A 15,368-nucleotide genomic window follows, 5' to 3' on the forward strand; every position below is an offset into this window, starting at 1 on the left:
ACTCAACCGCGCGGCGTGCGTTCGCCGGGATTACCCTGGCGCAGGTCGACTTCCACGATAGCCGACGCACCCGGTGCCAGGCGGCTGGCCACGCTCTTCACCGATTCGGCATCCAGCATGATCTTGACCGGGATGCGCTGGACGATCTTGGTGAAGTTTCCGGTGGCATTGTCAGGCGGCAGCAGCGCAAACTGCGCGCCGGCCGCCGGCGAGAAACTGGCGACGCGGCCCGTGAATTCTTCGCCGGGGAATGCGTCGATGCGCACGCTCGCGCGCTGGCCCTGATGCAAGCCGCGCACCTGGGTTTCCTTGAAGTTGGCGTTGACCCAGACCCCATCCTGTACGATCGCCAGTACCTGCTGGCCGGCCTGCAGCCGTGACCCCACTTCGACATTCTTCCTGCCGATGCGGCCCGCGACCGGCGCCAGGATGCGCGTGTATTTCATTTGCAGGCCAGCCTCCTGCAACTGCGAGGCAAGCACCTTCTTTTGTGCGGCGACAGTCGCGCGGGACGCTTCCATCGCGTCGCGTTTGGCGGCGGCTGCGCTCGCCTGATATTCCTGCGCCTGCATTTCCGCCACCGCACTATCGCGCGCCGCAATCGCCGCCTCGACCTCCGACTTCGAGACGGAATTGACCTGCGCTTCGTACAGCGAACTGACGCGTTTAGCCTCCGCGTCGTTACGATGCCGCAACGCCGCAGCGCGCGCCACCAGGGATTTCGCAGCGAGTGCCTCAGCCTGGAACTGCCGGATCTGCACGTCGATCTGGCGGATTTGCTCGTCCGCCTGGGCCAGCTGGGCCTCGATCTGGTCGACCTTGACCTGCTGGTCGGCCGGATCCAGTTCGACCAGCGGATCGCCGGCCTTGACCCATGCATTGTCGTCCACCAGGACCCGGGTAACCACGCCGGAAATGCGCGGCGATACGACGCTGACGTGCGCGGCAAGGTAAGCGTTGTCCGTTTCTTCGAAATTCTGGCTGCGCCACCACATGCGCGCACCGAAGCCGAGCGCCGCCAACAGGATCAGCGCGAACACAAGGCTGGCCTTGCGCTTGCCTGCCGGAGGCTTCGCCGGTGCGTTTCCCGGCAAGGTCGTTTCAGCGGATGTGTGCGCGGGTTTATCGGCCATTCAACAGCTCCATTTATTCTCCATACAGTGCTTGGTAATCCCCGGGCCGGAACGCGCCCGGGTGTTCGTTTGCCGGATTTATTGCGCCGGGACTTCGGACCAGGACGCCGCGAGGACAGTGCGCAAGGCCGCACCCTGAACGATAGAAAAATGATCCTCGTCCATGTCCATCGTCTCCATATGCCCGCCGTTGGACATGGAGAAATTCACCAGCAGGGGAAAGTCTTGCCTGCGGCTGGYGCGGAACACACGAACCGGCGTGTTGATCGGCAGCGGCGCGTGGCGAACCAGGGCATCGTAATTGGCACGGTATTCTTCGAGCAGGGCAATGAATTCCTGCACCGACAACTCTGCGCCGTGCGCCGAGGTAGCGCGCAGTACCGCCAGCGCGGCGTCCGGCTGCCGCTCGGGATCCAGCGCTTCGATGACTGTGAACTCCTTTGGCATCGGCGTGCTTCCCAACAGGTCGCGCACGAAGTTGTGCAACAGCTGGTAGCCATGCAGTCGGGCGTCGCCGTGGCTATCGGCCGACTGGTAGCTGTCGATCATGGTCAACCCCGACGGTGCGATGCCCCGGGCTTCCAGTTGTCGCGCCATTTCCTGGGCGATGACCCCGCCCATGGACCAACCCAGCAGAACGATCGGCCGGTTGCGGGACAACTGCGCGGCGAGCGCATCGATGTAGCGCGCCGCAAGTTCCCTGACTTCACGGGGAGAGCCGTCGCCGGGCGATTGCAATGCCACGACAGCCGTCCCGGCGGGCACCAGGGAAACGAGTTCCCGATAGCACAGGATATTTCCGCCGACCGGATGGACGGCAACCAGCAGATGCTCGGCGCCATCGCGCAGTACGACCACCGGACTGCGCGCGCAGGATGAGGACGCGTCGCTTTCCGCGAGCAGCTTCGCCTGGGATGCGATCGTACCGTGACGCAGCAGCGAAGCCAGCGGCAGGCGCCTGCCGAATTCATTCGCGATCGCATTCAGCAGGCGCACCGCAAGCAAGGAGGTGCCGCCCAGCTCGAAGAAATTGTCGTCGATGCCGGGCGCCTCGATATGGAGCAGCCCTTGCCAGATGTCGGCCAGGCGACATTCATCCGCATTGCGCGGCGCACAGCGTTCCCGCGCCGCAGGCGGCAGCGCAGCCGCGATGTCGGCCAGCGCCCTGCGATCGACCTTGCCGTTGGCAGTGACCGGAATCTGTTCGAGTTCGATGAATTGCACAGGCACCATGTAGTCGGGCAGTGACCGCGCCAGATGGGCGCGAATGTCGGCCTCGCCGACATCGTCACGTTCCAGCACATACAGTGCCACGAGTTGACGATCCTGGCTGCCGCCCTGGCGAACGATGGTCGCGCCGCTGCGCACCCCGGGACAGCGGCCGAGCACGGCATCGATTTCTCCCAGCTCGATGCGGAAGCCGCGGATCTTCACCTGGCCGTCGTTACGGCCGAGGAACTCGATGTAACCGCTGCCGTGATAGCGGCCCATGTCGCCGGTCCGGTACAGCCGTTCGCCGGTGTGCGGATGGGTGATGAAGCTTGCCGCGGTGCGTTCGGCGTCCTGGTAATAACCGTGCGCCACGCCGATGCCGCCGATGTAGAGGTCGCCCGGCACCCAGGCGGGCGCATGGCGCAGGTCTTTCGTCAGCACATGGAAGGTTTGATTGGACAGCGGCCATCCGTAGGGAATGCTCTTCCAGGCCGGATCGACCTGGTCCACCACGAAATAGTTCGACCAGATCGATGCTTCGGTGGCGCCTCCCAGGCTCACCAGCCTGGCGTCCGGCAGATGCGCCGCCAGCCGGCCCGGCAGGCCGATCGGGATCCAGTCGCCGCTGAGCATCACCAGGCGCAGCGACGCCAGATCGCCGGCCGTGCGCGCGCCCAGGTATTCGATCTGCATTTCAAGCAGGGCCGGCACGGTGTTCCACACGCTGACCTTGTGTTCGCGCACCAGGCGCGCCCAATCCTCGGGCGACGGCGTCGCGCTGTACGGCGGCAGGACGAGCGCAGCGCCCGTGCCCAGGGTGCCGAAAATATCGTATACCGACAGGTCGAAGTTGAACGCCGAAATGCCGATCACCCGGTCCTCGGCGGTCAGTCCGAAGCGATCGATGACATCCTGGATGGTATTCACCGCGCCGCGGTGGTCGATCATCACGCCCTTGGGCTGGCCCGTGGAGCCCGACGTGAAAATCACGTACGCCAGGTCCTGCTCGCCCGCCTGCCCGTCTGGGGCATCAGCCAGCGCCACGGCCTCGCCAGGCTGGCCATCGGGCAGGACATCTTCCAGGATCAGCATGTGCACGCCGGGCGGCAAAGCGAAACCGGCTGCCAGTTCGCGCTCGACCAGCACGGCCTTGACGCCCTGCTGGGCGACCAGCCACGACTTGCGTTCCGCGGGCAACTCGCTGGATACGGGCAGATAGGCCCCGCCCGCCTGCACCACCGCCACCGCGGCCGTCACCTGGCGCCAGCCGCGTCGCGCGACGATCGCCACCAGGTCATTGCGCCCGACTTGCGTCGCACGCAGCCGCGCAGCCAACCCGGTCGTCCGGCGCCACAACTCGTCATAGGTCAAGGTGTGCCCGCAGCCGATGATGGCGGGGCGTTCCGGATAGGCGCGGCACGCCTCGGCAACGAAGTCGTGCAGCAGGCCGGTGCGCAACTGTTTGGCGGTCGCATTGGCGGCCTGGCGGGCAGCCAGGCCGGATGCGGGCACTTGCGGCAAATACAGCCCGGCGGCATCGGTCTCGCCGATCACGTCCAGTAACTGGGCGCCGAACGCGCGGAACATGTCTTCGACGACGCCGGGAAGGAACGCGTCAACGACATAGTCCCAGTTCAACGTCAGGTGATCACCATCCATGTAGACCTGGCAATCGAGCAGCACCTGCGGCGTCTGCAGGCCGCCGGCGCGCACTTCCCATCCCAGGTCGACCGGCGACAGCAGATCACGCATGGGCAGGCCGAGCGAACTGGCAAACACGACGGGCATGGCCGGCAACGCGCTGCCGCTGCGCCCCATGGCACGGATCACTTCGACGCCGGACACCTGCATGTGCTTCAGGTCGCGAAACATCTTGCGCTGTAACGCCCGCGCGCGCTCGCGCAATCCGCCAGGCACGTCTTCCGCCTCCACCGGCATCGTGCTGCCGAAATTTCCGAACACATGCGCGAACCGGGCGTCGGCCGGCCGATGCGTCACCAGCATGTTGATGATGAAAGAAGGATTCTTCGACCAGAGACGCAGCACATCGGCGTACATGGTGCAGAGCAGGCTATTGATGCTGACCCCAAGCTTGCGCGCCTGCGCATGCAAGGCGTCCACCTGACGTGCATCCAGGCTGATCCGGATACGCCGAAACTCCGATTTTTCGGGAATGGCGTCGTGATCGACGAGCGGCAATTCCGGCGCATTGGGCAATTCCTTTGCGCGTTCCTGCCAGTATTCCAGGGAAGCGGCGTAATCGGGGCTTTCCATCAATTCGAGCCGTTCGCCGACGAAGTCTGCGAATTTTGCGGCTGGCTGTGACGGCGTAGCGCGGCCCAGATAGGAGGCGCACATATCGTTCAGGAACAGCCACATCGACATTGCATCAAATGCAATCAGACGGAAAAGGAAATGGATATAGAAACCGTCCGATAGCCGATCGATGAAACAGGAAAATTGCAGGCCGCGTCCGAAAGGCGGCAATTCGGATTCCAGTGTCTCTTTCCTCTCAGCCAAGTAATGCTTTGCATTCTCCGCGCTGGTTTTCGAATAATCGTTGACACTGATTTCGATTCTTGCCGGAGGCGCTATCGGGCGCTGGGTGCCATCGTCAAGAATTTCGACGCAAAGCGAGGGATGCATTTTCACCACGCCATGGATGGCCGCCTCCAGCTTCGCAATATCAACGCTTTCGGAGAAAAAGCAGCGATGCAGATATGCCGGGGTATGCAGGCGGTAGGCATTCTGTTCGCCGAGCCAGTAGGCGTGCTGCAGAGGAGTAAGCGGAAACGCTGAGGCTGAGGTTTGACAGGTATCAGGCCGCAAGTCTGGACGATTTATTTTCACAATAGGAATCCCTTAGACATATTGCATCAACATGTCAACGTTAATCAGAAATATCGGAACCTCAGCGGAGGCGCGCAGTTTATGCCGGCAATGCCGACGGTTTTGTGACCCACCCATGAAGGAATAAAGGAGGTAGATCCGGAAGAGCTACTGATTATCGATGGCACCACATCTCGAATGCGGCCATATTACCATACCGCATTTTAAAAACAATATTCGATCCTTGAAATTGCGCAATCGCGACAGCCATAAACCGATTTCCCCCCACTCGGGTGGGGGAATCTAATCGGCCGCATATCATGGCAAATTTGGAGGCAATCGACAGAAAATGACACGCCAAACCAATCCATAGTCGGAGCTGGCCGCACGGCATAAATCTGCAAAACCGCCCGGGATTAATTAATGATTTTGCAGAATCAGGGTCGCCAATTATGCGAATGAATCACCATGGCGACAGCCGACCCGTTATCGCCATCGGATTTCCGCGATAACCGGCCTTGCCCTTTATGCATCATTGGCTTGCGCGAAGATGGACGAGGAGCAGGAAAAATTTTATGCACGGTAGCCTGCATGGCAAGGTAGCTTGTTATATGCTGCCGATGGCTGGTGGAAAACGTGACCAGTGTCGTCAAAGGGCCAAATTAATGAAAACGCAATTGAAGAAGGGCACGCTCGACATGTGCGTGCTGGCCATCCTGGCCGTCAGGGACAGCTACGCGTACGAGATCGTCGCGCAACTGGCCGACGGTCTCGACATGAGCGAAGGCACGATCTATCCGCTCATGCGGCGCCTTCAGAACGAAAAATGGGTGAGCACGTATCTGGTGGAGTCCGAATCAGGACCGCCGCGCAAGTACTACAAGTTGGCGCCGTCCGGGCGCGAGCAGTTGGCGCAGATGCGACGCGACTGGCAAACATTCGCCAATGAGGTCAACAAAATCCTGGGAGAGACAGCGTGAATCAACAAGCCTACCTCGCATCACTGAAGCGATCCTTGTCCGGCCTGCCCGGCGACCAGATCGAAGACATTCTGCGCGATTATGACCAGCACTTTGCCGATGCGATGCAAAGCGGGCGCAGCGCTGACGAAGTCGCCAGCGGGCTGGGCGACCCGCGCAAGGTCGCGCTCGAGTTCAAGGCGCTGATGCATGTCGAAGCATTTCAAGACAAGCACAGCCTGGCCAATTTTGGGCGCATGGCGCTCGCCCTGGCGCGGGCAGCGGGCTTCAATCTTGTTTTTCTCCCTTTCATGCTCGTCGCACCGCTGTTGCTGCTGTCACTGTATTTGGCCAGTGCCTGCGCCTTCGTCGGCGGTGTCACGCTCACGGCGAGCGGCGTGGCCGGCGTTGGCCAGGTCGCCTTCGAGTACGGTGGCAGGCACGTGGCAGTGGCATTCGTCAACCAGGAGGATCAGGCGCGACTGGCGCGGGCGACGGCGCTTCAAATTTCCCCCTATGCGATCGCCTACGTCGATAAACCCCTCGCGAGCGACAGCATTGATGCAAGCGGCAAAACGTTGTCCAGCAAGGGCGCCAAGTCGTTGATCGGTGTCCTGTATATGGCGGCTGGCATAGCACTGTTCAAGCTCTGCCAAAAGCTGGCGAACGTGGCGGGATCGACAACCAGGCGCTATCTCGATGTCAACGCCAACATCCTGCGCACCGCCCGCAAGGCAAATACGTGAGCCGAAACCGGGTCGGCAGTGCGGCCTTGTGGCATGAGCGCGACTGTACGAACCGTTGGTTCCAGCGGTTCGTACAATCCGAGGTCGCTGTCAGAATGTCATGCGCACACCCGCCCGGTAGGTACGGCCGATCACATCGTAGATGGCCGGGTTGACGCCGATGCTCAGGTTCGTCTGCGGGACGAGGACCGGCGCGCGGTCGGCAAGGTTGTCGACCTTGAAGTAGACCATGCCGTTCCTGGCGAAGTTGTAGTTCGCGCCGAAGTCGATATAGGTCGCGCCCGGAAGATGGTTGTCGTAGATCGTCGGATGTTGCGACGTCGGCAGCGGGCAGTTGGTCTGGCATTCGATGAATTCATTGCTGAACACACCGGCGCTGACCCAGCGCTCCGTCAGGCTGAGACTGAGCTTGCCGTTGTCCCAGGATTCCGTCACCAGGGCCTTCCACTTCGGCGTGCTGCCCGCCATGTTGCCCGCGCCTTCGCTCGGCGTCGTGCCCGGCACGCCCGGATCGGACACCGAGTGGATCGTCCGCGTGGCCATGCCGCGCAAGGTGAAGGCGCCCGGCAGGCCGAGGTCGCGCAGGTTCGCGCGGTACGCGGTCTCGATGTCGACGCCCTTCGTGTGGAGCGACGCGAAGTTGAAGCTCTGCGCCAGCACGTAGTTGGTGCCGGCCGGCCCGGTGATCGACACGGCGTTGCAGACGTTCTGGTAGCCGGCATAGCACAGGTCCACTTCCTGCTGGGGCCCCAGCGAGCTGATGACGTTCTTCACCTTGATGTCGTAATAGTCGACCGACAGGTTGAAGCCGCGCGCCCAGCCGGGCTGGGTCAGCACGACGCCGAACGAGTTGTTGCGCGCGACTTCCGGCTGCAGGTCCGGATTGCCGACGTTGCGCTGCTGGATCTGGACCGACGAGCCCTGGGCGTTGTTCACGGCCTGGTTCGTGACCGTCATCGCRGCATACAGTTCGGAGAGGTTCGGCGCGCGCACGTCCTTCGAGCTGACGGCGCGCAAGCGCAGGCCGTCGATCGGGGTCTTCCACGTGGCGCCGATCTTCCACGCGTTCGCATTGCCGGCCGTGCTGTACTTTTCCTGGCGGTCGGCGATGTTCAGGTTCGCTTCGCCGAACGTGGCCGACTTCAGGAACGGGATGTTGAACTCGATATAGGCTTCCTTCACGTTGAATGCGCCGCGGCCGTTGTGGTAGTTCCCTGCGAACCAGTTGTCGCCGCCCGTGGACAGCGTCGTGTCGAGCGGATAAGCGGGACTGTAGGGCGATTCCAAAGCGGCACCGGCGCCATACGGGTCGCCGCGAACCGCGTAATCTTCGCGCCGCCATTCCGCACCGGCCGCCATCGAGACCGGGCCCGCCCAGCCCTCGACCACGTCGCCGTGGACGTTGGCGCTGACGACGTTCTGGCTCGAATCCGTGTGCTGCATCGGACCGTTGACGGGCGCGATGTACGACCAGCCCGCCATATTGATCGGAACGTCGCCGAAGATGTTGATCGGCTGGCAGCCGTTGGCGCGCGCGGCCGCGTCGCGGCAGACGATGTTGCCGTTCGCGTCGCGGACGGCGTCGATGGCGTAGTTGTAGCGGCGGTTCAGCGTGATGTCCTGCACGTGGATCACGGTCGTGTTCTCGCCGTGCTCGGCGTAGGCATCGTACGACCAGTCCTTGCCGAACAGGCTGAAGCGCCCGTCCGCGCCGACGACGAAACGGCGCTGCGTGCGCGTCGGGTGCACGGTCAGGTTGACCGGGAATTCGGCGTTCGCCGTCCCGACCTGCATCACGCCGCTCGGGTAGCCGGCCGCGCAGCCCGCCGCGCTGGACGCGGGCAGGTAGGCGTTGTCGCACTTGATGCCGAGGTTGCCCTGCTTGGCCGCGCCAGGGTTCGGCGAGAACACGGAAGTCACCTGCGCCCAGTTGCCCGTGACGTAGATCTCGTTGTCCGCGTCGAGGTCCCACGACACCCGGCCGTACGCGACCTCGCGCTTGAAGTTCATGGCCAGGTTCGTGCCGGCGCCCACGCTGCCGGACAGGTCGCCGCCGACGCAGAAGTTGCCGACGCAATCGGTCCCGTACTGGAATGGGTAAGGCGCGCCGCCGGGTCCGAATGCCGTCCCCTTCAGCGGGCCATCCGTGATCAGGCCGTATTTCGCATACTGGACGTGCTGGGCGTGCACGATGCTCTTGTAGCGCGGCGCGCCCGCCGCCTGCATCGCCTTCGTCGATTCCTGCAGCGCGGGATTCATGTACCAGCTGCGGCCGTTCGCCCCGACTTCGCCGAAGCCCGGCGAATCGATCCCGTTTTCCTTCGTGAATTCGCCGCTCACTTCGACGTGCAGCCGGTCGTCCGCGAAGCCGCGGCCCCAGGCGGCCTGCAAGGTGCCGTTCTTGTCGTCGTGGTAGGTGGTCATGCCCCCTTCCACGTTGAACTTGAAGCCGTTGAACTTCTTGTCCGTGATGAAGTTGACGACGCCGCCGACCGCGTCCGAACCGTACGAGGCCGACGCGCCGCCCGTCACCACGTCGACGCGCTTGACGAGCAGTTGCGGAAACTGGCTCACGTCCGTCACCCCGGTGACGTTGGCGCCGACGACGCGCTGGCCGTCCAGCAGGGTCAGCGTGCGGATGGTGCCGAGGCCCCGCAGCGACAGCGAGGACAGCCCCTGCACGCCGCTGGACGTGCTGTACGTGAACGTGGTGCGTCCCGTGCTGCCCTGCAGCGCCGGCAGTTCGGTCAGGGTCTCGAACAGGTTCGGCTTGGCCGCCCTGGCGAGATCGTCCGCGGTCAGCGTGGTCGTCGGCGTGGGCTGGTTGAAGCCCCGGGCCGCGATGCGCGAGCCGGACACGAGCACCGTGCTCACGCCGCCGGTGCCGGTGGCCGTGACGGCGGCGGTGGGCGCGGCGGATGAGGTGGCCGGTGCGGGCTGGTCCGCCGCTGCGGGGTCGGAGGGGGCCGCGGCCGTGGCTTCCTGTGCCTGTCCCGGCATGGACAGGACGGCACAGGCACCGGCGACGGCGAGATGGATCAGGGTGTGACGAAACTGCGTTGGCATCGTGTCTCCGTTTATTGTATTGGTCGATGTGGTCCTGGTCGGACCGTGCTGCCGCGACTGGCGATGACTCCCCTTGGTCCCGGCGCGCTGCCTCTGCTGCTGTTTCTGCTTGGCCCGTGGTAACGCTATCTGTTACCGCTATCATCGAAGGAATCGCATTTTGTTCTTATCGATAAATATTCGTCCAATAACTTTTTATACTGCAGCGATACCAATGTTGGTATCACTTCAGCCTGTCGTTCCAGCCAATTTGTGCTTGCCCTTTTACCCGCCCACTTGTACGATGACTGACGTGTACGCAGTATCATTCCGCACGCTTTTCTGGAGCCTCAATGAATCCGCAAGAACTCAAGCAAGTGATGTCGTCCGGCCTGCTGTCCTTCCCCATCACCGACTTCGACGCCGAAGGTAATTTCCGCCCGGGCACCTATGCCGAACGCCTCGAATGGCTCGCCCCGTACGGCGCCACCGCCCTGTTCGCGGCCGGCGGCACGGGCGAGTTCTTCTCGCTCACGCACGACGAGTATTCGCAAGTCATCAAGACAGCCGTCGATACGTGYGCCGGCAAGGTCCCCATCCTCGCCGGCGCCGGCGGCCCCACGCGCAGCGCCATCGCGTTTGCCCGGGAAGCCGAGCGCCTCGGCGCCAAGGGCGTGCTGCTGCTGCCGCATTACCTGACGGAAGCGAGCCAGGACGGGCTCGTCGCCCACGTGGAAGCCGTCTGCAAATCGGTGAACATCGGCGTGGTCGTGTACAACCGCGCGCAGTGCCGGCTGACGCCCGAGTCTCTGGAAAAGCTGGCCGACCGCTGCCCCAACCTGATCGGCTTCAAGGACGGCATCGGCGACATCGAACTGATGGTGTCGATCTGGCGCCGCATGGGCGACCGCTTCAGCTACCTGGGCGGCCTGCCGACGGCGGAAGTGTATGCGGCCGCGTACAAGGCCCTCGGCGTGCCCGTGTACTCGTCGGCGGTGTTCAACTTCATGCCGMARCTSGCSATGGACTTCTACCACGCCATCGCSAAGGACGACCACGCGACCACGAACCGCCTGCTCGACGAATTCTTCCTGCCRTACCTGGCAATCCGCAACCGCAAGGCCGGTTACGCGGTCTCGATCGTCAAGGCGGGCGCCCGCCTCGTCGGCCACGACGGCGGCCCGGTGCGCGCGCCGCTGACCGACCTGACGGAAGAAGAACACGCCATGCTGGACAAGCTGATCAAGGCACAGGGCGGCCGGTAAACCAGAACCCAAGAAGATCCCAAGGAGATCCAATGAGCATTCAAGGTGAAATGATCATCGGCCGCCGCGTCGTGCGCGGCAGCGCCGGCACCACGCGCGCCTTCAACCCGGCCACGCGCGCGCAGATGGAACCGGCATTCGGCCTCGCGACCGAAGACGACGTCGCCGCCGCCTGCACGCTCGCCGAACAGGCCTTCGACACGTACCGCAACCTGCCCCTGGAACAGCGCGCGCGCTTCCTCGAAACCATCGCCGACCGCATCATCGACATCGGCCCCGCGCTGATCGAGCGGGCTTCCGCGGAAAGCGGCCTGCCGGCCGCGCGCCTGGAAGGCGAGCGCGCTCGCACCTGCAACCAGCTGCGCCTGTTCGCCAAGGTCGTCCGCGACGGGCACTTCCTCGAAGCGACACTCGATTCCGCCCTGCCGCAACGCACGCCGCCCCGTTCGGACCTGCGCATGCGCAAGATCCCATTGGGCCCAGTCGCCGTGTTCGGCGCGTCGAACTTCCCGCTCGCCTTCTCCGTCGCCGGCGGCGACACCGCGTCCGCGCTGGCGGCCGGCTGCCCCGTCGTCGTGAAGGCGCACAGCGCGCACCTCGGCACGTCGGAACAGGTCGGCAAGGCCGTGCGCCAGGCGGCCGAGGACTGCGGCATGCCGGAAGGCGTGTTCTCGATGCTGATCGGTGAAGGCCGCGTGGCCGGCCAGGCGCTGGCCGCGCATCCGGCCATCAAGGCCGTCGGCTTCACCGGCTCGCGCCAGGGTGGCCTCGCGCTCGTGCGCACGGCGAACGCGCGCAAGGAACCGATCCCTGTGTATGCCGAAATGAGCAGCATCAATCCGGTGTTCCTGCTGCCGGGCGCCCTGTCCGCCGGCGGCGCGAAGCTGGCGCAGGGCTTCGTCGATTCGCTCACGCTGGGCGTCGGACAGTTCTGCACGAACCCCGGCCTCGTGATCGGCCTGGCCGGCAACGACCTGGATGCGTTCCGCGCAGCCGCCGCCGAGGCGTTGGCCGCCAAAGGTGCGGGCACCATGCTCACGGCCGGCATCCACCAGGCGTATGTCGACGCGGTGGGCCGCCGCTCCGGCATCGCCGGCGTGCAACTGGTCGCACAGGGCAGCGCCGAAACAGGAACAGGAACGCGGGGCTGCGCCGCCCAGGCCGCGCTGTACGCCTGCGATGCCGCCACCTACATCGCCAGCCCGGCGCTGGAAGAAGAAATCTTCGGCCCGGCTTCGCTGCTGGTCGCCTGCCGCGACGCGGCCGAGATGCTGGCCGTCGCACGCCACCTGGAAGGCCAGCTGACGGCCACCGTGCACGCCACCGCGCAGGACCGCGAGCTGGCCGCCGGCCTGCTGCCGACGCTGGAACGCAAGGCCGGCCGCGTGCTGTTCAACGGCTTCCCGACCGGCGTCGAGGTGTCGCATGCGATGGTGCACGGCGGCCCGTTCCCGGCCACGTCGGACGCCCGCAGCACCTCGGTCGGCGCCACCGCCATCGAGCGTTTCCTGCGCCCCGTGTGCTACCAGGACGTACCGGCCGACCTGTTGCCGGACGCCCTGCGCGACGACAATCCGCTGGGCCTCGCGCGCATGGTCGACGGCACGCTGCTGGTCGCGAAATAATCAGCATGTAGACGCCAGGCAGTACGGGGTGGCTGGTACGATGTGCCCGCCACCCGCAATGGCCGGAGGAGACACCGGCCGCGCGCACGTGGGGGAACCTCGAAGAGCCGTCGCGAGCGGCAGCCCTGCCGTTCGAGAAGCGCAGCTGTACGCATAGTACAGCCGGTCCGCCGTCGCGGAGCATCGCAGGACGGCAGGGCAACGCGCAGCAGGCTATTCGACGTTCCTCGTCAGCACAAATCAACCATAAGGCCTGACCATGACACGCAATCACAACGGCGACGCCGCAGCCGCCAGCCCCGCCGGCGGCAGCTACCGGTGGACCATCTGCGCCCTGCTGTTCTTCGCCACCACCGTCAACTATCTCGACCGCCAGGTCCTCTCGCTGCTGGCGCCGTCGCTGTCGAAGGAATTCGGCTGGTCCAACACGGACTACGCCAACATCGCCGCCGCCTTCCAGTTCATGTATGCGATCGCCCTGCTGTTCGCGGGCCGCATCGTCGACCGCCTCGGCACCAGGACCGCGTACACCATCGCCATCGTCATCTGGTCGGGCGGCGCCATCGCGCACGCCTATTCGCTGGAACTGGGCGCGGGCGTGACAGCGATGCTGGGGCTCGCGGTGCCGGCGTCCGTCGTCGGCTTCATCATCGCGCGCAYGATCCTCGCGATCGGCGAAGCGGGCAACTTCCCGGCCGCGATCCGCGCGACGGCCGAATACTTTCCCAAGTCCGAGCGGTCGTTCGCGACGGGCATCTTCAATTCCGGTGCCAACATCGGCGCGATCCTGGCGCCGCTGACCGTGCCCGTGCTCGCCGCGCTCTGGGGCTGGCAGGCCGCGTTCATCTGGATCGGCGCCATCGGCTTCCTGTGGGTCGTGTTCTGGTCCGTCCTGTTCGACGAACCCGCGCGCCAGCGCCGCCTGTCGCGCGCGGAACTCGACTACATCCGTAGCGACGACAACGGGGCCGCACAGGTCGCCCCGACGGGCCCCGCGCCGAGCCTGCGCACCCTGCTGGGCCTGCGCCAGACCTGGGCTTTCGTGGTCGGTAAATTCCTGACCGATGGCGTGTGGTGGTTCTTCCTGTTCTGGCTGCCGAAATACCTCACCGACAAATACGGCATGGCGACCTCAAGCCTCGTGCTGCCGCTGGCCGTCCTGTACAGCATGACGATGGTCGGCAGCATCGGCGGCGGCGCCCTGCCGGCCCGCTTCATGCGTACCGGCAGCGCACCGTACGACGCCCGCATGAAAGCCATGCTGCTGATCGCCTTCTTCCCGCTCGTCGTGCTGCTGGCGCAACCGCTGGGCCACCTGGGCTACTGGGTGCCCGTGATCCTGATCGGCATCGGCGCCTCGGCGCACCAGGCGTGGTCGGCCAATCTGCTGACGACGACGTCGGACCTGTTCCCGCGCCACTGCGTGGCCTCCATCGTCGGCATCGGCGGTCTGGCCGGCGGCATCGGCGGCGTCCTCGTCACCAAGATCGGCGGCCGGCTGTTCGATTACTTCGGCGCGCAAGGCCAGATCCAGACTGGCTACATGATCATGTTCGCGTTCTGCGCGCTGGCCTACCTGGCGGCCTGGGTGATCATGAAAGCGCTGGTGCCGGCGCAGGCCACGGCCCGGCTGCCGGAGGAGCTCGCGCATGCCTGAAGCGATCATCGAACGACTCCCCGGCGTGCGCTGCGCCGTCGGCGAAAGCCCCGTCTGGCACGCGGGCGAACAGGCATGGTACTGGGTCGACATCCCCGCGCGCCGCATCTGGCGCATGGACCATGCGACCGGCGGCACACGGTACTGGACGGCCGCCGAGATGGTCGCCTGCATCGCACCGCGCGCGGACGGCGGCCTGATCGCGGGCATGGAAACAGGTCTCTTCGCCCTGGACCTGCTGGACGACGGCACCGTGCGCGCGGAACGGCTGGCGGCGCCGTCCGGGCTGGGCCCCGGCATGCGCTTCAACGACGGCCGTACGGACCGCCAGGGCCGCTTCTGGAGCGGCACGATGTTCATGGACATGGCCGCCGCAAAGGCGATCGGCCAGCTGTTCCGCTACGACGCGCGGGGCCTGTCCGCGCCGCTCGCCGAGGGCCTGGTCACGCAGAACGGCCTCGCCTGGTCGCCCGACGGCCGCACGATGTATCTGTCCGACTCGCATCCGACGCGGCGCTGCGTGTGGGCCTTCGACTATGACGTCGACGCCGGCGTGCCGCACGACCGCCGCCTGTTCGTGGACATGGCCRCGTATGCGGGGCGGCCGGACGGCGCCACGATGGACAGCGACGGCTGCTACTGGGTGGCGGGCAACGATGGGAGCAGTCTGCTGCGGTTCACGCCGGGTGGGAAGCTGGACAGGGAACTTCATCTGCCGGTGCCGAAACCGTCGATGCCCTGCTTTGGCGGGCCGGAGCTCGATACCTTGCTGGTGACGTCGATCGTGCAGCCTGGGCGGGAAAGTGATGCGTTCGCGGGGGCGGTGTTGCTCGTGCGGGCCGGGGTGCGTGGCGTATTCGAAGTGCCGTTTGGCGGTTGATACGTTGATAGCGGGTA

9 protein-coding genes are annotated in these 15,368 nt (G+C 65.0%); 6 read left to right on the forward strand and 3 right to left on the reverse strand.

Features of this window, described 5'->3' with window-relative positions; genetic code table 11:
* Positions 1–2: 2 nt before the first annotated feature.
* Together AC1DYX_RS01530 and AC1DYX_RS01535 are read right to left on the reverse strand one after the other, a co-directional pair.
* Positions 3–1,133, reverse strand: coding sequence for an HlyD family secretion protein (locus AC1DYX_RS01530; protein ID WP_477255588.1), 1,131 nt, complete (start codon positions 1,131–1,133; stop codon positions 3–5).
* 78 nt (positions 1,134–1,211) lie between these two features.
* Entirely contained in the window at positions 1,212–5,174 is a 3,963-nt protein-coding gene (locus tag AC1DYX_RS01535; RefSeq protein ID WP_477255590.1) for a non-ribosomal peptide synthetase, read from the reverse strand.
* Positions 5,175–5,839: 665 nt separating this feature from the next.
* On the opposite strand from AC1DYX_RS01535, the gene AC1DYX_RS01540 reads away from it, so the two are divergent.
* Together AC1DYX_RS01540 and AC1DYX_RS01545 are read left to right on the forward strand one after the other, a co-directional pair.
* Positions 5,840–6,154: a PadR family transcriptional regulator gene (locus AC1DYX_RS01540; protein WP_477255634.1), complete on the forward strand. Its 315-nt coding sequence runs from the start codon at positions 5,840–5,842 to the stop codon at positions 6,152–6,154.
* Positions 6,151–6,879, forward strand: a complete 729-nt coding sequence (locus AC1DYX_RS01545; RefSeq protein ID WP_477255592.1) for a DUF1700 domain-containing protein — start codon at positions 6,151–6,153, stop codon at positions 6,877–6,879. Before AC1DYX_RS01540 ends, AC1DYX_RS01545 begins: the two co-directional genes overlap by 4 nt.
* Before the next feature lie 90 nt (positions 6,880–6,969).
* Here AC1DYX_RS01545 and AC1DYX_RS01550 read toward each other — a convergent pair whose 3' ends face one another.
* Positions 6,970–9,945 carry a TonB-dependent receptor plug domain-containing protein gene (locus tag AC1DYX_RS01550; RefSeq protein WP_477255594.1) on the reverse strand — a complete coding sequence of 992 codons (2,976 nt, stop codon included), beginning with the start codon at positions 9,943–9,945 and terminating at the stop codon, positions 6,970–6,972.
* Between the two features lie 332 nt (positions 9,946–10,277).
* On the opposite strand from AC1DYX_RS01550, the gene kdgD reads away from it, so the two are divergent.
* The 4 genes from kdgD to AC1DYX_RS01570 all read left to right on the forward strand — a co-directional run bounded on the left by kdgD (position 10,278) and on the right by AC1DYX_RS01570 (position 15,351).
* The gene (gene kdgD / locus AC1DYX_RS01555; protein ID WP_477255596.1) at positions 10,278–11,189 is read left to right on the forward strand and encodes a 5-dehydro-4-deoxyglucarate dehydratase; all 912 of its coding nucleotides are present in this window, start codon (positions 10,278–10,280) and stop codon (positions 11,187–11,189) included.
* A gap of 32 nt (positions 11,190–11,221) precedes the next feature.
* Positions 11,222–12,814, forward strand: a complete 1,593-nt coding sequence (locus tag AC1DYX_RS01560; RefSeq protein WP_477255598.1) for an aldehyde dehydrogenase (NADP(+)) — start codon at positions 11,222–11,224, stop codon at positions 12,812–12,814.
* Positions 12,815–13,073: 259 nt separating this feature from the next.
* Positions 13,074–14,471 carry an MFS transporter gene (locus AC1DYX_RS01565; protein WP_477255600.1) on the forward strand — a complete coding sequence of 466 codons (1,398 nt, stop codon included), beginning with the start codon at positions 13,074–13,076 and terminating at the stop codon, positions 14,469–14,471.
* Positions 14,464–15,351, forward strand: a complete 888-nt coding sequence (locus AC1DYX_RS01570) for an SMP-30/gluconolactonase/LRE family protein (RefSeq protein WP_477255602.1) — start codon at positions 14,464–14,466, stop codon at positions 15,349–15,351. The genes AC1DYX_RS01565 and AC1DYX_RS01570 overlap by 8 nt, the downstream gene beginning before the upstream one ends.
* Positions 15,352–15,368: the final 17 nt, after the last annotated feature.

The organism is Massilia sp. P2_C2, assembly GCF_056404615.1.

Coding starts and splice junctions, on each gene's coding strand:
- AC1DYX_RS01530 (WP_477255588.1), bottom strand. CDS start 1,133: ATGGCCGATAAACCCGCGCACACATCCGCTGAAACGACCTTGCCGGGA.
- AC1DYX_RS01540 (WP_477255634.1), top strand. CDS start 5,840: ATGAAAACGCAATTGAAGAAGGGCACGCTCGACATGTGCGTGCTGGCC.
- AC1DYX_RS01560 (WP_477255598.1), top strand. CDS start 11,222: ATGAGCATTCAAGGTGAAATGATCATCGGCCGCCGCGTCGTGCGCGGC.